The sequence below is a fragment of the Pseudomonas segetis genome, from assembly GCF_900188155.1.
Lineage (GTDB): Bacteria > Pseudomonadota > Gammaproteobacteria > Pseudomonadales > Pseudomonadaceae > Aquipseudomonas > Aquipseudomonas segetis.
Genome location: NZ_FZOG01000007.1, coordinates 65,314 through 82,441, shown reverse-complemented (window position 1 = coordinate 82,441; position 17,128 = coordinate 65,314). Strand labels below are relative to the sequence as shown.

The following is a 17,128-nucleotide window of genomic DNA, read 5'->3' as shown; positions in this document are numbered from 1 at the left end:
GCGCAACAAAAAGCCCGGCATGCCGGGCTTTTTGCTGTCAGGGCGAGGCTGTTCAGTCGCGCAACAAGGTGCAGCCGGTCGCAGCTTGCAGCTCTTCAAAGCTGACACCATCGGCCAGCTCAACGACGCGCATGCCTTGTTCGGTCACATCAAGCACCGCAAGGTCGGTAATGATACGGTCAACCACGCCGACGCCTGTCAGCGGCAAGTCGCAGTTGGGTAGAATCTTGTGGGCGCCACCTTTGGCGGTGTGCTCCATCAGCACCACCACACGCTTGACCCCGGCGACCAGATCCATGGCGCCGCCCATGCCCTTAACCATCTTGCCGGGAATCATCCAGTTGGCCAGATCACCTTTTTCAGAAACCTGCATCGCGCCCAGGATCGACAGGTTGATGTGGCCGCCGCGGATCATCGCAAAGCTTGCGGCGCTATCAAAAAAAGCGCTGCCGGGCAGGGTGGTAATGGTTTGTTTGCCTGCGTTGATCAGGTCGGGGTCGACTTCGGCTTCGGTAGGGAAAGGGCCGATGCCCATCAGGCCGTTTTCGCTTTGCAGCCACACGTCCATGCCTTGCGGGATGTAGTTGGCAACCAGGGTTGGCAGGCCGATGCCAAGGTTTACGTAGAAGCCGTCGTTGAGCTCCTGTGCGGCGCGTTGCGCCATTTGTTCACGTGTCCAGGCCATGATTAAGCGCTCCGCAGTGTGCGTTGTTCGATGCGTTTTTCCGGCGACTTATTGAGCACCAGACGCTGTACGTAGATACCCGGCAGATGGATATGGTCTGCCTCAAGCTCGCCGGTTTCGACGATTTCCTCTACCTCGACAATGCAAACCTTGCCTGCGGCTGCGGCCAGTGGGTTGAAGTTACGCGCCGTCTTGCTGAACACCAAGTTTCCTGACTTGTCGGCTTTCCAGGCCTTGACCAGGGCGATATCAGCGGTCAGTGACCGCTCCATCACATACCACTCGCCGTCAAACTCGCGGGTTTCCTTGCCTTCGGCAACCAGCGTGCCGTAGCCCGTCTTGGTGTAGAACGCAGGGATGCCAGCGCCGCCTGCCCGCAGCTTTTCAGCCAGGGTGCCTTGCGGGGTGAATTCGAGCTCAAGCTCGCCGGCAAGGTACTGGCGCTCGAACTCCTTGTTCTCGCCGACATAGGAAGAAATCATCTTGCTGATTTGCCGGCTTTCAAGCAGAAGCCCCAGGCCAAAACCGTCGACCCCGGCGTTGTTGCTGATCACTGTCAGTTTGCGTTTGCCGGTCTCGCGCAGTGCTGCAATCAGCGCCTCGGGAATCCCGCACAAGCCAAAACCGCCGACCGCCAGGGTCATGCCGTCTTCAACCAATCCGGCGAGAGCCTCTTGGGCGTTGGGGTAGATTTTATTCATTTGATTAACTCCTCGATGAGTGCCCGGCTAGGTCCATAAGTAGAGGTTAACCGGGCTGCGGCGGCTTGACCTGCAGCGACATTTACTAGCAATCCGCCGACTTTTGTTGCTGTTCTCTAGAAGGGCTTTATCAGCCGAAAAAATACAAGCAACCTGAGATGACAATGCCCGAGTAGACCAGCATCAGCAGACAATAGCCCATGATGTCGCGAGCACCCAGCCCGGCGATGCCAAGCAACGGCAAGGCCCAGAAGGGTTGGATCATATTCGTCCAGGCGTCGCCCCAGGCAATGGCCATTGCGGTTACCGCCGGTGCAACCCCAAGTGCCTGGCCCGCAGGCAGCATGATTGGGCCTTGGACCGCCCACTGGCCACCACCGGATGGTACGAAGACGTTGACCAAGCCAGCGCTGAGGAAGGCCAGCACCGGGAAGGTGTCAGCGTTCGACCAGGTGACAAATGCATCGGTGACCTGCTTGCCTAGTGAGATGCCATCGGCATTTGCACCAACCATCATGCCCATGATCCCGGCATAGAACGGAAACTGGATGACAATGCCACTGATGCCGCCAATGCCATCTTGTACCGCTCGCATATAGCGCTCAGGCGAGCCATGCAGGAACAGGCCAACAAAGAGGAACAGGCCAATAACGATATTGAGGCTGAGGGCAAGGCCGTTATTGATGAAGTAATAGGTGAAATAGATTACCGCGACCGCAACAATGATCAGGTTGAGGATACGGCTGTCATCCAGGCGCTGTGCTGGCGTTTCGCGTGGCAGTGCCGAGTCTTCGGCATCCACCAAAAGGCTTGGGTCTGCAACCTTCGGAAGGGCGGGATGCATCGCTCGGTTGAGTAAAGGCAGGCCGATAACCAGCAGGGCAATAATGGTCAGGTTCATCGGCGTGAACAGGGTTTCGCCCACGCCAATGGCCGAGGTCACAACGCCGCCGGTCATCCGCGACAGATCGGCACCGCCGGTGGCCAGCGACAGCGGGATCGAGCCGGACAGGCCGCCGTGCCAGATCAGGAAGCCAGAATATGCGGAAGCCACCAGCAGTGGATAATCAACGCCCTTGACCTCACGCGCCAGGGCGCGGGCGAAAACCGCACCAATGACCAAGCCAAAACCCCAGTTGATCCAGGCGCCAGCCAAGGCCACCAAGGTCACCAGAACAATGGCTTGGCCAGGCGACTTCGCGACGCGAGCAAGGGCGCCAAGCAAGCGGTGGATCAGGGGCGCGCTGGCCAGGGCATGGCCTGTGACCAGGATGAGGGCCATCTGCATGGCAAAGGTCAACAGGTTCCAGAAACCGCCGCCCCAGTGTTGGGCCATCTGCGGCAGGCTCTGGCCGGTGCTGAGCATACTGGCGACCAGCACGATCAGGCTCAGCAGAATGGCGAAGACAAAAGGTGAGGGCAGGTAGCGCTGGACAAGCTTTACGCTCAAGGTGGTAATTGATGAAAGCATGGTCGATCCTATGTTGTTGTTATGCCTGCAACCAAGATAGCGTTCTTTGTTGCAGCGGGTTTGACAGCGAGTGCTCAGTGTTACTGAATCAAACTGTCCAGGCTATACGCAGAAGGTCTAAATCGGGCGTCCTGGCTTGGTTTAGTTGTATATAGCGAGGCGCTGGATTGGCTTGTGCGGCTATAGTCGTAATCAGATTTTGATTAACGTAATTTGTGTATAATTTTGCGTCAAGCCATAAAGCCATCATCATCTACCGAGCATTGAATGGAAAAGCCCTTGAGTCGTGAAGTCTCGAACAAGCATAAGGTTCGTTCGGCCGAGGTTGGCACCGATATCCTCAAGGCTCTGGCAGAGCTGAGCCCATCGACCTCCCTGTCGAATCTGGCTGAGCATGTGCAGATGCCCGCAAGCAAGGTTCACCGCTACCTCCAGGCACTGATTGCCAGCGGTTTTGCCCAGCAGGATCAAGTGACCAATCATTACGCCCTTGGTCGTGAAGCGCTGATGGTGGGTTTGGCGGCGTTGGCCAGCATGGATGTACTCAAGGTTGCTGCAGTGCCCTTGGCCGAGTTGCGTGATGCACTCAATGAAAGCTGCTTTTTGGCTGTCTGGGCCAACAAAGGCGCAACCGTTGTCCAGTTGCAGCAGGCGAGCCGGGCTGTGACCCTGGTGACCAAGGTCGGCTCGGTGCTGCCGTTGTTGAGTTCGGCGACCGGCCTGACCTTTGCTGCCTACTTGCCGGAGGCCGAGACGAGGCAGCTGCGTGAACACGAGTTGCAGGCTGACTGCAATCATCCGCTGGCGGATAGCACTCGGTATCAGCAACATCTACAGCAAGTTCGCGAGCAGGGGCTGCATGCGGTGCATGGAATGCTGATGCCGGGCGTTGATGCGTTGTCGGCGCCGGTGTTCGATGCCTATGGACGCGTCGCTGCGGTACTGACCGTTGTCGGCTCGGCCAGGGTGTTTGATGCAGACGAGGCGGGCATGGCGGCTGAGCGTGTCAGGCAAACCGCAGAAGCCATCAGTTGGCGGATGGGTTACGTCAAATCCTAACCGCTTCATTTAGTCTGCGGCTGCCAGCAAGGCACTGGCCGCCCGGGAGCCATTGGTCTTGCCGAGCAGGTTGCAGATTCGCTGGCCTGCTGCCGCGAGCTTGTGCAGGTCGATCCCGGTCTCGATCCCCAACCCGTTGAGCAGATAGACCACGTCTTCCGTGGCAATATTGCCGGTGGCGCCCTTGGCATAGGGGCAGCCGCCCAGGCCTGCAACCGAGCTGTCAAACACGCTGATGCCCTCGAGCAGGCTTGCATAGATGTTGCTCAAACCCTGGCCGTAGGTATCATGGAAGTGTCCGGCCAACTTGTGTCGTGGAACTTGCCGAGCAACGGTGTCGAGCAAGTGGCGGGTTGCGCCAGCGGTGCCCTTGCCGATGGTGTCGCCAAGGGATATTTCATAGCAGCCCATATCAAGCAATGCCTTGCTGACCCAGGCAACCTGTTCAGGCGCGATTTCGCCTTCATAGGGGCAGCCGAGCACGCAGGATACATAGCCGCGCACACGAATGCCCTGTTGCTCGGCGGCCTGCATCACAGGTTCAAAGCGCTCCAGGCTGTCCTTGATTGAGCAATTGATATTCTTCCGTGAGAACGACTCGGATGCCGCAGCAAATACGGCGACTTCCTTGACCCCAGCCGCAAGCGCGCTCTCGAAGCCGCGCAGATTCGGTGTCAGGGCCGCATAGGTTACGCCTGCGCGCTGCTGGATTTGGGCGAACACCTCTTCACTGCCAGCCATTTGCGGCACCCATTTGGCCGAGACAAAACTCCCGACTTCAATGTAGCCAAGGCCCGCATCGGTCAGGTCATCGACCAGCCGGACTTTGTCGCCAACGCTGATGGGTTGCTTCTCATTCTGCAAGCCATCGCGCGGGCCAACTTCAACCAGTCGAACATAGTGCGGCAGGGTCATGCTCTAGCTCCAATGCGATTAAACTATTTTTAAAATCAAAAGGTTATGATCATAAGTTAACCTTAAGTGTAAATTCAGGTGCCCGCACTTTCCCCTGCATCCAAAGCAATTTCTACCAACACAGTGCCTTCGCTGACCATTTCACCTTCGGTGCAAAACAAGGCATTGACTGTGCCTGCATGGGGCGCGCGAATGCTGTGCTCCATCTTCATCGCTTCGAGCACCACCAGCGCGGCACCTGCTTCAACCCTGGCGCCCGGTTCAGCCAGGATGCGCACAATGCTGCCATTCATTGGCGCGGCCAGGCCGCCTTGATGGCTGTGGCTATGTTGGGCGGCTGCAATGGGGTCCAGCTTGTCGACCTTGTGCAGTTCGCCGTCCCATTCGATGAACAGGCTGTCACCACGGCGGACAAGCAGGTGCGCGGTGCGTACCCCGTTACGTTCAACGCGCAGCTGATCGCCGTACAACCTCAGCTGGGAAGGCGCGCTATTGCGCAGCTGTACCTGCTGTTGTTGATCTCCAGAGACAAGGTGCAGATCCACCTCGCCGGGCAACCCTGCGCGCCAACCCCTGAGCTGGGCCCAGGGTGAGTGCGGATCTTCTGCGGCCAGGCGTGGTGTTTGGCTTTGCACAAAGCCTTCGGCAGCAACTTGCCAGAACTCATCGGGCAGGGTGCCTGGTTCTGGTAGGAGCACATCCTGGTAGCGCGGAATAAACCCGGTATCCAGTTCGGCGGCGGCGAATGCCGGATGACCGAGTACGCGCTTCAAGAAGGCCAGGTTGGTGCGAACGCCGGCAACATGGGTGTCATTGAGCATGGCCAGCAAACGCAGGCGGGCTTCTTCGCGGTTAGCGCCCCAGGCAATCAGCTTGCCGAGCATGGGGTCGTAAAACGGCGAGACTTCATCACCCTCTGCAACACCCGAATCAATGCGCCGACCCTCGCCAGCGCTCGCTTCACGGTAGATGTCGAGCTTGCCGGTAGAAGGTAGAAAGTCATTTGCAGGGTCTTCGGCATAAAGGCGCACTTCAATCGCATGGCCATTAAGCGGGACTTGGTCCTGCGACATTGGCAAGGGCTCGCCACGGGCAGTACGGATCTGCCAGGCCACCAGGTCAAGCCCGGTGATCGCTTCAGTGACAGGGTGTTCGACCTGTAGCCGGGTATTCATCTCCATAAAGAAGAATTCACCGCGGGCATCGAGCAGGAACTCAACGGTGCCTGCACCTACATAGCCAATAGCTTGCGCGGCTTTGACTGCAGCTTCGCCCATGGCCTGGCGTAGCGCGGGCGACAGGCCGGGGGCGGGCGCCTCTTCGACGACTTTTTGGTGGCGGCGTTGTATCGAGCAGTCGCGCTCATTGAGATACAGGCAATTGCCATGTTGGTCGGCGAATACCTGTATTTCGACATGACGCGGCTTGAGCACATATTTCTCGATCAGCATGCGCGAGTCGCCAAAGGATGATTGCGCCTCACGTTGCGCCGATGCCAGCGCATCAGCCATTTCCGAGGCGTGCTCAACCACCTTCATGCCTTTACCGCCGCCGCCAGCCGTGGCCTTGAGCAGCACCGGGTAGCCGATGACTTCGGCGGTGGTGAGGAAGGTTTCGACATCCTGTGCGGCGCCGTGATAGCCAGGCACCAAGGGCACTCCAGCCTGTTCCATCAACGCTTTGGCAGCAGATTTACTGCCCATTGCATCAATTGCCGAGGCGGGCGGGCCGAGGAATATCAACCCGGCCTTGTCGATAGCGCGAGCAAAGTCGGCGTTTTCCGAAAGAAAACCATAACCCGGATGAATGGCTTGGGCACCGCTGGCCTTGGCCGCCTCGATGATCGCGTCTATACGCAAATAGCTGTCGCCAGGTTTGGCGCCACCCAAGTCCACCGCCACATCGGCTTCGCGTACGTGGCGCGCATCGCGGTCAATGGAGCTGTGTACCGCTACCGTTCGCAAACCCAGTTGCCGGGCGGTTTGCATCACCCGGCAGGCAATTTCGCCACGGTTGGCGACCAGAATGGTGTCGATGGTATTTAGCTTCTGGCTCATGCTTGAGGCTCCTGCCAGGCGGGTGTGCGTTTTTCGAGAAAGGCATTGAGGCCTTCTTGACCCTCGGCGCTGACGCGAATCCGCGCAATGGCGTTCTCGGTGTAGCGGCGCAGGGCTGGGGTTAATACACCGCTGCCGACTTCTTTAAGCAAATCCTTGGTGGCGCGCATGGCTTGTGGGCTGTTGAGCAGCAAATTGGCGCTCCAGGCATCGACTTGTGCCTCCAGCTCGCTGGCGGGGTAGCATTCGGCAAACAGGCCCAGTTGCTGCGCCTGTTTACCGCTGAAGCGTTCCCCCGTCAGGGCAAAGCGGCGTGCCGCGCGTTCGCCTATGGCTTGCACCACAAAGGGACTGATCACCGCTGGTGCAAGACCAATGCGTACTTCGCTGAGGCTGAGCAAGGCATCCTCGGCACCGATCGCCATGTCGCAGCAACTGATCAGGCCCAGGGCGCCGCCAAATGCCGCACCTTGGACCACTGCCAGCGTCGGGATTTTCAACTGATAGAGATTGTGCATCAGCTCTGCCAGCTCGCGGGCGTCGCTCAGGTTGGCGTTGTAGTCGAGTTGGGCGCTGGCCTGCATCCAGGCCAGGTCGGCGCCTGCGCTGAAATGCTTGCCACGGCCACGAACGATCAGGAAACGCAGGGATTTATCGGCCTGGATATCATCCAGTGCCAGAATCAGCTCGCGGATCATTTGCGCGTTGAAGGCATTGTTCTTGTCCGGCCGATCCAGCCAGAGCGTAGCAGCGCCATTGGCGGCTTTTGTCAGTTCGAGTGTGGTGAAGTCAGTCATGCCATTAACTCTTTTGATATTCGGGGCAGGGCGTTTGCGCGAGTGGGGCGCTGTTACATGCGAAATACGCCAAACGTGCTTGGCTCAATGGCGGCGTTGAGGCTGGCTGAAAGCGCCAGGCTGAGTACTTCACGGGTTTGCGCCGGGTCGATAACGCCGTCGTCCCATAGCCGCGCGCTAGAGTAGTACGGGTGCCCCTGGGCTTCGTATTGGTCAAGAATCGGCTGTTTGAGCTGTTGTTCCTGTTCGGCGCTGAATGCCTCGCCTGCGCGCTGGGCTTGCTCGCGCTTGACCTGCACCAATACGCCAGCGGCCTGTTCGGCGCCCATCACGCCGATGCGAGCATTGGGCCACATCCATAGAAAGCGCGGATCATAGGCCCGGCCACACATGCCATAGTTCCCCGCACCGAAGCTGCCACCGATAATGACCGTGAACTTGGGCACCTTGGCGCAGGCCACCGCATTGACCAGCTTGGCGCCATGCTTGGCTATGCCGCCGGCTTCGTATTTTTGCCCGACCATGAAGCCGGTGATGTTCTGCAGGAATACCAAGGGGATTTTGCGCTGGCAGGCCAGTTCGATAAAATTAGCGCCTTTTTGGGCCGATTCGGCAAACAAGATCCCGTTATTGGCGAGGATCGCCACCGGATAGCCATTGATATGCGCAAAACCGCAGACCAGCGTGCTGCCAAACAGAGCCTTGTATTCATCGAATACCGAGCCATCGACCAGCCGTGAGATCACTTCACGGACATCGAAAGGCTGTTTGGCATCAACCGGAATCACGCCATACAGCTCCTGGCTGTCGTACAGCGGCTGAATGGGTTCGCGGGTATTGATCTGCCCGAGCTTGCGCCAGTTTAGGTTGGCAATGCTGCGCCGACACAAGGCGAGGGCGTGGGTATCGTCTTCGGCATAGTGATCAGCAACGCCGGAGGTTTTGCAGTGTACATCAGCGCCGCCTAGGTCTTCGGCGCTGACGACTTCACCCGTTGCCGCTTTGACCAGTGGCGGACCGGCGAGGAAGATCGTGGCCTGGTTGCGTACCATGATCGCTTCGTCGGCCATGGCTGGCACATAGGCGCCCCCGGCGGTGCACGAGCCCATCACCACGGCGATCTGGGGAATGCCCATGGCGCTCATGTTGGCCTGATTGAAGAAGATCCGGCCGAAGTGTTCGCGGTCTGGGAATACCTCATCCTGGCGGGGCAGGTTGGCGCCCCCCGAATCAACCAGATAGATGCACGGCAAGCGGTTCTGTTGGGCGATGGTTTGCGCCCGCAGATGCTTTTTCACGGTCAGTGGATAATAGCTGCCGCCTTTTACCGTGGCGTCGTTGGCAACAATCATGCACTCGACGCCCTCGACCCGACCTATGCCCGCCACTATGCCGGCGGCAGGCACGCTTTCGCCATAGACTTCATGGGCGGCCAACTGGCTGAGCTCAAGGAAGGGCGAGCCAAGGTCGAGCAATTGATTGATCCGTTCGCGAGGCAGCAGCTTGCCACGGGAGCTGTGGCGCTCCTGGGTCTTGGCTCCACCGCCCTGGTGAATCTGTGCGAGCAGCGTATGCAGGGCGTCGACTTGTGCAGCCATAGCCTGGCTATTGGCGGCAAACTCCGCTGAACGGGTGTTGATCTGGGTGTGTAGTACAGCCATCAGGCGAACTCCATGAAAAGGGGCGGCGAGACACCGGCGCCCAGCCAAGGCAAAGGCTTACTTGGTCTCGTTGAACAGTTCGCGGCCAATGAGCATGCGCCGGATTTCACTGGTGCCGGCACCAATTTCATAGAGCTTGGCATCGCGCAGCAGGCGCCCGGTCGGAAACTCGTTGATGTAGCCGTTACCACCGAGAATCTGAATGGCATCCAGGGCCATTTGCGTTGCGCGCTCGGCGCTGTAGAGGATCACCCCGGCAGCGTCCTTGCGTGTGGTTTCGCCGCGATCGCAAGCCTGGGCAACCGCATACAGATAGGCGCGGCTGGCATTGAGCTGGGTGTACATGTCTGCCACCTTGCCCTGAATCAGCTGGAATTCACCGATGCTCTGGCCGAATTGCTTGCGGTCATGAATGTAGGGCACCACCACATCCATGCAGGCCTGCATGATGCCAATCGGGCCGCCTGCAAGCACCACGCGCTCGTAGTCGAGGCCGCTCATCAGCACCTTGACCCCACCGTTTTCTACACCCAGGATGTTTTCGATAGGCACTTCGACATCATCAAAGAACAGCTCGCAGGTGTTGGAGCCGCGCATGCCGAGCTTGTCGAACTTGCTGCCACGGCTGAAGCCTTTCCAGTCGCGCTCGACGATAAAGGCGGTGATGCCGTGCGGGCCTTTTTCCAGGTCGGTCTTGGCGTAGATCACATAGGTGTTGGCGTCTGGGCCATTGGTGATCCAGGTCTTGCTGCCGTTGAGCAGGTAATGATCGCCACGCTTGTCGGCGCGAAGCTTCATCGACACCACGTCCGAGCCCGCATTGGGTTCACTCATGGCCAGTGCGCCGACGTGCTCACCAGAGATCAGCTTGGGCAGATACTTGGCTTTTTGTTCGGCCGTGCCATTGCGGTTGATCTGGTTGACACAGAGGTTGGAGTGGGCGCCATAGGACAGGCCAACCGAAGCGGAACCACGGCTGATCTCTTCAATCGCGATGACATGTGCCAAGTAGCCAAGGCCCGCGCCACCGTATTCTTCGCTGACGGTTACACCGAGCAAACCCATGTCGCCGAACTTTTTCCACATATCGGCAGGGAACAGGTTTTCGCTGTCGATAGCCGCCGCGCGTGGTGCCAATTCAGCCGCAACAAAGGCTCGGGTTTGGTCGCGCAGCATATCGATGGTTTCGCCAAGCGCGAAGTTCAGTGATGGGTAGCTCATGGTTTCACCTGTAATTATTTTCTTTAGATTTAAATGCTAAATAATTGTTTTTATTCGATTTCAGCCAGTGCATTCAGGCAGCGCTCTTCAGCTGTATCGAGTTCGAGCTGCATCTGTTGAATGTCCAATAGCTGCTGTTGAAGCTGATTGCGTCGTTCCGAAATCTTCTGCATAAAGCTCTCAAGCTGTTTGCGGTTGCCTTGGACGGGATCGTAAAGCTCGATCAGTTCTTTGCACTCAGCCAGCGAAAAACCGATGCGCTTGCCGCGCAGGATCAGCTTGAGGGTGACTTTGTCTTTAGCGCTGTAGATGCGTTCCTGGCCACGGCGTTCTGGGCTGAGCATTGACTGCTCTTCATAGAAGCGAATGGCGCGTGTGGTGATATCCAACTCGCGGGCCAGTTCGGAAATGGAATAGGTAGGCATTGCCGGCTGCTCGTATTAACCTTTACGTAAACGTAAAGCTGCCTTGCAGGGCTGTCAAGCTGTTGTGCTACAAATAACCGGTCTACATTCTGTCGTAATCTGGTGTACGACTTTCGCCGCAAGGTGCGAAATACTAAGTTCGCTGAGAATGTGCGCGACCAATAAGATCTAACAAGGGATTCATGCAGTCAGACAAGGGCACCATTTCCATAAGGCTGGTAACCGAGGCGGTTCTGGAGTTGCAGGGCAGAGGCCAGGACTCCGGCCCCTTGCTCGCAAGAGCGGGTATTGCTCCGGCATTATTGGCAAAACCCTATGCCCGGGTTACCTGCGAGCAATATGCGCGGCTGTGGCTAGACCTGGCGCGGCAAATGGATGACGAGTTCTTTGGCCTCAATGCCCGGCGCATGAAGGTTGGCAGCTTTGCATTCATGGCGCGTACCGCAAGCAAGGAAACCAGCCTGGAGCCCGCTCTGCACGGTGCCTTGCGCTTTTTAGGGCTCATATTTGAAGACTTTTCCCCGCGCTTGCTGCGCGCCGGCGGCATGGCGGAGATTGCGATTGATCAGTCGCCCAATTCCCAGGCCACGCGGCCTCGGGCATTCGCGGACTTCACCCTGTGGATGATGGTCCATGGCCTGGCGTGTTGGCTGGTTGGGCGACGTATCCCAATCATTGCCATCGATGTGCAGCGCCCTCAGCCTGACTACCTGGAAGACTATCGGGTGATGTTCAGTGACAACCTGCGGTTCGGTCGTCCGTACTCAAGGCTGCTGTTCAATGCGCAATGGCTGGACCTGCCGATCAGGCGCAGTGCCGATGAGCTCAAGCAGTTTCTGCAAGCCGCGCCGCAAGGCATTCTGGTCAGGTACCGCGACCCGCAAAGCCATGCGGCCCGCATCAAGGCTTACCTGCGCGGCATAAAGCCCGAGCGCTGGCCGGACATCGAAGCCATCTCCGCGCATTTTTTCATGGCGCCTTCGACATTGCGGCGCAAGCTGTCGCAGGAGGGGCAGTCTTACCAAAGTCTCAAGGATCATGTGCGTCGCGACCTGGCGCTTAACCGCCTGAACCAGGGTGAAGTCAACTTCAATGAGTTGGCGTTCGAGCTGGGCTTCGCTGATGCCAGTGCGTTCTACAAGGCGTTCAAGAAATGGACAGGTTCAACCCCGGGCCAGTACCAGGCCATGATGCAGCCGCAAGGCGGTGTCACTGTCAAAACTGCTCAGACAGGTTGACCCCTTAAGACATTGCCCGGACCGCGTCCGGGCGCGACTATCGGTTACCACTCCTCAAACAAAAATAGCTCGGAGTTGACTGATGCGTGACTACTTTGCTGCTGCCCGTGAGTTCGATTTTGCCCACGCCATGAGCGCCACCCTGGCGGGGTCGCTGGATGGGATCAACGCCTGCATCGAGTGTTGCGACCGACATGCGCTGCCTGGGCGGGTGGCCTTGTTTTACGAAGGTGCCGACGGCTCCAGCGCCACATATACGTTCGCCGAACTCAAGCAACAGTCTGCACGCTTTGCCAATTTCCTGCGCAGCCAGGGCGTGATGCCGGGTGATTGTGTCTCCGGCATGCTCGGGCGCAAGGTTGAGCTGCTTATCACCATCCTGGGGACTTGGCGTGCGGGCGCGGTTTACCAGCCGCTGTTCACGGCCTTTGGTCCCAAGGCGATTGAGCATCGGGTCAATACCGCAGGCTCTAAAGTCATAGTCACGGACGCCAGCAATCGAGCCAAGCTTGATGATGTCGCCAATGATGCGCTGCGCGTTACGGTATCGGGTCCCAAGGGGCAGGGTGTCGAGCGGGGTGACTTTAGCTTCTGGGCTGAGCTTGAACGCCATGACGATCAGTTCACCCCAGTGATGCGCAGCGCCGAAGACCCCTTTCTGATGATGTTCACCTCGGGCACCACTGGTGCTGCCAAGCCGGTTCCCGTGCCGTTGAAGGCGATTCTGGCGTTTGTCAGCTATATGCGCGATGCGGTGGATTTGCGCCCCGAAGATGCGTTCTGGAATGTCGCGGACCCCGGTTGGGCCTATGGCTTGTACTACGCCGTGACCGGGCCATTGGCCCTGGGTCATCCCACGACCTTTTACGAAGGTGCGTTCAGCGTCGAAAGCACCTGCAGGGTTATCCGCAAGTACGGCATCACCAATCTGGCGGGTTCGCCAACGGCTTATCGATTACTGCTGGCTGCCAAAAAGCAGGTCGAGCCCTTGTTGAAAGGCCGCTTGCGGGCCGTGAGCAGCGCCGGGGAACCGCTCACGCCAGAGGTCATCCGCTGGTTTGCAGATGGGCTGGATACCACCATTCATGACCATTACGGCCAGACCGAGCTGGGTATGGTCTTGTGCAACCATCATGCCTATGCGCATCCGGTACGCATTGGTGCGGCTGGCTATGCGGTGCCGGGGCATCGTGTAGTGGTGGTTGATGGCGACTGTAATGAGCTTGGTGTCGGCCAGCCCGGCAACCTGGCGCTGGATATGAGTCAGTCGCCGCTGTTCTGGTTTCCCGGGTATCAAGGCATGCCCACCAACTCCTTCAGCGGTCGCTATTACCTGAGCGGCGACACGGTTGAGCTTAACGATGACGGCAGCATCAGCTTTGTCGGTCGCGCCGATGATGTGATCACGACTTCGGGCTATCGCATCGGGCCGTTTGACGTTGAAAGTGCCTTGATCGAGCACGAGGCTGTTATTGAGGCCGCCGTAATTGGCAAGCCTGACCCCGAGCGCACCGAGCTGGTAAAGGCCTTTGTCGTATTGCAGCCACAGTTTGCGGCCTCTGAAGCCCTTGCCGAAGCGTTGCAGCAGCATGTGCGCAAGCGGCTTTCGGCACATGCTTATCCACGGGAAATCGAGTTTGTCGATGAGTTGCCAAAGACCCCAAGCGGCAAGATCCAGCGCTTTTTACTACGCAACCAGGAAGTCGCCAAGCAGAGCCAGCTTGGTGCAACGGCCTGAACGTGCAGCGACTAAACAGGATTAATCAATATGCAGGTTGAACAACGTGTCTTTTTAATCACCGGCGGCAGTTCCGGGCTGGGCCTGGCTACAGCGCGCAAACTGGTCGATGCGGGCGCCAAGGTGGTGCTGGCAGATATCAATGCCGAAGCAGGCCAGCAACGTGCAACCGAACTGGGCGATAACGCCTTGTTCGTTGCGGTCGATATTACCCAGGAAGACGCCACTCGAATGGCTATTGACCGGGCTGTTGAGCACTTCGGCGGCCTGCACGGCCTGGTCAACTGTGCAGGTATTGCACCTGCGGAAAAGTTGCTGGGCCGCAATGGCGTGCATGGGCTGGAGAGTTTTCGCAAGGTGATTGATATCAACCTGATCGGCACCTTCAACATGTTGCGCCTGGCGGCCGAGGCGATTGCACGCAATCAACCACAGGCTGATGGCGAGCGTGGGGTGATGATCAACACGGCCTCGGTTGCTGCATTTGACGGTCAAATAGGTCAGGCCGCCTATGCGGCCTCCAAGAGCGCAGTGGTTGGCTTGACCCTGCCATTGGCCCGTGAGCTGGCGCGCTCAGGCATACGGGTCATGTGCATTGCGCCGGGCATCTTTGAAACACCGATGATGGCTGGCATGCCCCAGGAGGTGCGTGAGAGCCTGGCGGCCAATGTGCCGTTTCCGCCGCGCCTGGGTAAACCCGAAGAGTACGCCTCATTGGTATTGCACATCGTCCAGAACAGCATGCTTAACGGTGAGACCATCCGCTTGGATGGCGCCTTGCGCATGTCTGCCAAATAGTCCCCCGAACAACAGGAGTCCGCAGATGAACACCAATAGCGATCCAGTCGTCATTGTCAGTGCCGCACGCACGCCAATGGGCGGTTTTATGGGGGATTTGGGCAGCATCAGTTGCGCAGAGCTTGGTGCCACCGCCATTCGCGCGGCGGTAAAGCGCGCAGGCTTAGCCAATGATGGCGTTGATGAAGTGATCATGGGCTGCGTACTCCAGGCGGGCCAGGGCCAGGCCCCGGCGCGGCAGGCAGCATTGGGTGCCGGGCTTGATGAAGGTACCGTCTGTTCGACATTGAACAAGATGTGCGGCTCAGGCATGAAGTCGGTGATGCTTGCCCATGATTCACTGTTGGCTGGCAGCGCCGAGGTGCTGGTAGCTGGCGGCATGGAAAGCATGTCCAGCGCACCGTATTTACTGGACAAGGCCCGGGCCGGCTACCGCATGGGCCACGGCCGGGTGCTTGATCATATGTTCCTTGACGGCCTGGAAGATGCCTATGAAAAAGGCCGTCTAATGGGCACGTTCGCCGAAGATTGTGCACAAAGCTATGGTTTTAGCCGTGAGCAGCAAGATGAGTATGCAATCAGTTCCCTACAGCGTGCGCAAGCTGCAATGGAGCAGGGGCATTTCGAGGCGGAGATTGCGGCGGTTGAAGTCAAAACCAAACGTGAAACGCTTAGCGTGACCTGCGATGAACAGCCACCAAAGGCCAGGTTGGAAAAAATCCCGAGCTTAAAACCTGCCTTTCGTGACGGCGGCACAGTAACGGCGGCTAACGCCAGTTCCATTTCGGATGGCGCGGCAGCCTTGGTGCTGATGCGCCGCTCTCAGGCTGAAAAGCGCGGGCTGAAACCGCTGGCAATCGTTGTCGGGCATAGCTCCCATGCCCAGGCTCCGGGGTTATTTGCCACGGCGCCGGTTGGGGCCATCAAGGCCTTGATGAAGCGCACGGGCTGGACCCTGGATCAGGTTGACCTGTTTGAGATCAATGAAGCCTTCGCCGTAGTGCCAATGGCGGCCATGCGTGACCTGGCAATTTCCCATGACAAGGTCAATGTGCACGGCGGCGCTTGCGCCTTGGGCCACCCGATTGGTGCATCCGGTGCGCGGGTCATAGTGACCTTGCTCCATGCCCTGCAACAACGAGGGCTGACGCGCGGAGTGGCTTCGGTGTGCATCGGTGGTGGCGAAGCCACTGCCGTCGCTGTCGAGTTGGTGAGCAAGGGAGCCAATTGATGATTCCATCAGACGAAGAGTTGCAGATCCGCGACGTTGCCCGCCAGTTTGCTCAGGAGCGTCTTAAGCCCTTTGCGGCACAATGGGATCGCGAGCACCGTTTCCCGGCAGAAGCATTGCGTGAGATGGCCGAGCTGGGGTTTCTCGGCATGTTGGTGCCCGAGCAATGGGGCGGCGCCGATACCGGCCAGGTTGCCTATGCCATGGCGCTGGAGGAAATCGCCGCTGGTGATGGCGCCTGCTCAACCATCATGAGCGTGCACAACTCCGTGGGATGCATGCCGATCCTGAAATACGGCAGCGAGCAGCAAAAGCGCGATTACCTGCTGCCCTTGGCGCAAGGCACGATGATTGGTGCATTTGCCCTGACTGAACCGCAAGCAGGCTCCGACGCAAGCTTTTTGCGCACCAGGGCGCAACGTGATGGCGACCATTACCTGCTCAATGGCAGCAAGCAATTCATCACCTCTGGCAGCCATGCCGGTGTGGTGATCGTCTTTGCCGTGACCGATGCAAGCCTCGGCAAGCGTGGTATTTCTGCGTTTATCGTGCCGACCGACACGCCTGGGTTTAGCGTCAGCCGGATTGAAGAAAAGCTTGGCCAGCACGCTTCGGACACCTGCCAGCTGCAATTCGACGACATGCGCATCCCGGCCAGCCTGCGCCTTGGCGAGGAGGGCGAGGGCTACAAGATCGCCCTGAGCAACCTGGAGGGCGGGCGCATTGGTATCGCCTCACAGGCAGTCGGCATGGCCCGCGCCGCATTTGAGGCCGCGCGGGAATATGCCCATGAGCGCGAGACCTTCGGCAAGCCAATTATCGAGCATCAGGCCGTGGCTTTCCGCTTGGCGGACATGGCCACAGAGATCGCAGTCGCCCGGCAGATGGTCTTGCATGCAGCCACCTTGCGCCAGGCAGGCCTGCCTTGCCTGACGGAAGCCTCTATGGCCAAGCTGTTTGCCTCGGAAATGGCAGAGCGTGTCTGCTCGGCGGCGATTCAGACCCTTGGTGGCTACGGCTACCTGAAAGACTTTCCGGTGGAGCGGATCTACCGCGATGTGCGGGTGTGCCAGATATACGAAGGCACCAGCGATATTCAGCGCATGGTCATTGCTCGCGGTTTTTGACTGG

At 58.6% G+C, this 17,128-nt stretch carries 15 protein-coding genes; 6 read left to right on the top strand and 9 right to left on the bottom strand.

The features are described 5' to 3' along the window. Positions 1-52: 52 nt before the first annotated feature. The 3 genes from CHB79_RS19055 to CHB79_RS19045 all read right to left on the bottom strand — a co-directional run bounded on the left by CHB79_RS19055 (position 53) and on the right by CHB79_RS19045 (position 2,857). On the bottom strand, positions 53-685 hold the full coding sequence (locus CHB79_RS19055) for a CoA transferase subunit B (protein WP_089361069.1): 633 nt from the start codon (positions 683-685) through the stop codon (positions 53-55). Between the two features lie 2 nt (positions 686-687). Then, a complete protein-coding gene (locus CHB79_RS19050; RefSeq protein WP_089361068.1) occupies positions 688-1,386 on the bottom strand; it encodes a CoA transferase subunit A in 699 nt (232 codons plus the stop codon). Between the two features lie 130 nt (positions 1,387-1,516). Then, positions 1,517-2,857, bottom strand: a complete 1,341-nt coding sequence (locus CHB79_RS19045) for a short-chain fatty acid transporter (protein WP_089361067.1) — start codon at positions 2,855-2,857, stop codon at positions 1,517-1,519. A 267-nt stretch (positions 2,858-3,124) separates the two neighbouring features. On the opposite strand from CHB79_RS19045, the gene CHB79_RS19040 reads away from it, so the two are divergent. Beyond that, positions 3,125-3,916: an IclR family transcriptional regulator gene (locus tag CHB79_RS19040; protein ID WP_089361066.1), complete on the top strand. Its 792-nt coding sequence runs from the start codon at positions 3,125-3,127 to the stop codon at positions 3,914-3,916. 9 nt (positions 3,917-3,925) lie between these two features. On the opposite strand, the gene CHB79_RS19035 is transcribed toward CHB79_RS19040, so the two are convergent. The 6 genes from CHB79_RS19035 to CHB79_RS19010 form a co-directional block, all read right to left on the bottom strand. Next, the gene (locus CHB79_RS19035; RefSeq protein ID WP_010490033.1) at positions 3,926-4,831 is read right to left on the bottom strand and encodes a hydroxymethylglutaryl-CoA lyase; all 906 of its coding nucleotides are present in this window, start codon (positions 4,829-4,831) and stop codon (positions 3,926-3,928) included. A 74-nt stretch (positions 4,832-4,905) separates the two neighbouring features. Beyond that, positions 4,906-6,888 (bottom strand): acetyl/propionyl/methylcrotonyl-CoA carboxylase subunit alpha, encoded by a 1,983-nt coding sequence (locus CHB79_RS19030; RefSeq protein ID WP_089361065.1) that lies wholly within the window; start codon positions 6,886-6,888, stop codon positions 4,906-4,908. Beyond that, the gene (locus CHB79_RS19025) at positions 6,885-7,685 is read right to left on the bottom strand and encodes a gamma-carboxygeranoyl-CoA hydratase (protein ID WP_089361064.1); all 801 of its coding nucleotides are present in this window, start codon (positions 7,683-7,685) and stop codon (positions 6,885-6,887) included. Before CHB79_RS19025 ends, CHB79_RS19030 begins: the two co-directional genes overlap by 4 nt. Positions 7,686-7,738: 53 nt before the next feature. Continuing rightward, positions 7,739-9,346, bottom strand: coding sequence for a carboxyl transferase domain-containing protein (locus CHB79_RS19020; RefSeq protein ID WP_089361063.1), 1,608 nt, complete (start codon positions 9,344-9,346; stop codon positions 7,739-7,741). Positions 9,347-9,403: 57 nt separating this feature from the next. After that, positions 9,404-10,567, bottom strand: coding sequence for an isovaleryl-CoA dehydrogenase (locus tag CHB79_RS19015; protein ID WP_089361062.1), 1,164 nt, complete (start codon positions 10,565-10,567; stop codon positions 9,404-9,406). A 50-nt stretch (positions 10,568-10,617) separates the two neighbouring features. Further along, complete coding sequence (locus tag CHB79_RS19010) at positions 10,618-10,992, bottom strand: MerR family transcriptional regulator (RefSeq protein WP_089361061.1); 375 nt, start codon at positions 10,990-10,992, stop codon at positions 10,618-10,620. Positions 10,993-11,174: 182 nt separating this feature from the next. Here CHB79_RS19010 and CHB79_RS19005 point away from each other — a divergent pair, with 182 nt between their 5' ends. From CHB79_RS19005 to CHB79_RS18985, 5 genes are all read left to right on the top strand, one after another. Then, positions 11,175-12,230 carry an AraC family transcriptional regulator gene (locus tag CHB79_RS19005; protein ID WP_089361060.1) on the top strand — a complete coding sequence of 352 codons (1,056 nt, stop codon included), beginning with the start codon at positions 11,175-11,177 and terminating at the stop codon, positions 12,228-12,230. 82 nt (positions 12,231-12,312) lie between these two features. Further along, the gene (locus tag CHB79_RS19000) at positions 12,313-13,968 is read left to right on the top strand and encodes an acyl-CoA synthetase (protein ID WP_089361059.1); all 1,656 of its coding nucleotides are present in this window, start codon (positions 12,313-12,315) and stop codon (positions 13,966-13,968) included. A gap of 30 nt (positions 13,969-13,998) precedes the next feature. After that, positions 13,999-14,766 carry a 3-hydroxyacyl-CoA dehydrogenase gene (locus CHB79_RS18995; protein WP_089361058.1) on the top strand — a complete coding sequence of 256 codons (768 nt, stop codon included), beginning with the start codon at positions 13,999-14,001 and terminating at the stop codon, positions 14,764-14,766. Between the two features lie 25 nt (positions 14,767-14,791). Beyond that, positions 14,792-15,997, top strand: coding sequence for an acetyl-CoA C-acyltransferase (locus tag CHB79_RS18990; protein WP_089361057.1), 1,206 nt, complete (start codon positions 14,792-14,794; stop codon positions 15,995-15,997). Further along, on the top strand, positions 15,997-17,124 hold the full coding sequence (locus CHB79_RS18985; protein ID WP_089361056.1) for an acyl-CoA dehydrogenase family protein: 1,128 nt from the start codon (positions 15,997-15,999) through the stop codon (positions 17,122-17,124). The genes CHB79_RS18990 and CHB79_RS18985 overlap by 1 nt, the downstream gene beginning before the upstream one ends. Positions 17,125-17,128: the final 4 nt, after the last annotated feature.

Excerpts from the sequence above, each read along its gene's own strand:
- CHB79_RS19055 (WP_089361069.1), bottom strand. The coding sequence starts at position 685 with ATGGCCTGGACACGTGAACAAATGGCGCAACGCGCCGCACAGGAGCTC.
- CHB79_RS19050 (WP_089361068.1), bottom strand. The coding sequence starts at position 1,386 with ATGAATAAAATCTACCCCAACGCCCAAGAGGCTCTCGCCGGATTGGTT.
- CHB79_RS19045 (WP_089361067.1), bottom strand. The coding sequence starts at position 2,857 with ATGCTTTCATCAATTACCACCTTGAGCGTAAAGCTTGTCCAGCGCTAC.
- CHB79_RS19040 (WP_089361066.1), top strand. The coding sequence starts at position 3,125 with ATGGAAAAGCCCTTGAGTCGTGAAGTCTCGAACAAGCATAAGGTTCGT.
- CHB79_RS19035 (WP_010490033.1), bottom strand. The coding sequence starts at position 4,831 with ATGACCCTGCCGCACTATGTTCGACTGGTTGAAGTTGGCCCGCGCGAT.
- CHB79_RS19030 (WP_089361065.1), bottom strand. The coding sequence starts at position 6,888 with ATGAGCCAGAAGCTAAATACCATCGACACCATTCTGGTCGCCAACCGT.
- CHB79_RS19025 (WP_089361064.1), bottom strand. The coding sequence starts at position 7,685 with ATGACTGACTTCACCACACTCGAACTGACAAAAGCCGCCAATGGCGCT.
- CHB79_RS19020 (WP_089361063.1), bottom strand. The coding sequence starts at position 9,346 with ATGGCTGTACTACACACCCAGATCAACACCCGTTCAGCGGAGTTTGCC.
- CHB79_RS19015 (WP_089361062.1), bottom strand. The coding sequence starts at position 10,567 with ATGAGCTACCCATCACTGAACTTCGCGCTTGGCGAAACCATCGATATG.
- CHB79_RS19010 (WP_089361061.1), bottom strand. The coding sequence starts at position 10,992 with ATGCCTACCTATTCCATTTCCGAACTGGCCCGCGAGTTGGATATCACC.
- CHB79_RS19005 (WP_089361060.1), top strand. The coding sequence starts at position 11,175 with ATGCAGTCAGACAAGGGCACCATTTCCATAAGGCTGGTAACCGAGGCG.
- CHB79_RS19000 (WP_089361059.1), top strand. The coding sequence starts at position 12,313 with ATGCGTGACTACTTTGCTGCTGCCCGTGAGTTCGATTTTGCCCACGCC.
- CHB79_RS18995 (WP_089361058.1), top strand. The coding sequence starts at position 13,999 with ATGCAGGTTGAACAACGTGTCTTTTTAATCACCGGCGGCAGTTCCGGG.
- CHB79_RS18990 (WP_089361057.1), top strand. The coding sequence starts at position 14,792 with ATGAACACCAATAGCGATCCAGTCGTCATTGTCAGTGCCGCACGCACG.
- CHB79_RS18985 (WP_089361056.1), top strand. The coding sequence starts at position 15,997 with ATGATTCCATCAGACGAAGAGTTGCAGATCCGCGACGTTGCCCGCCAG.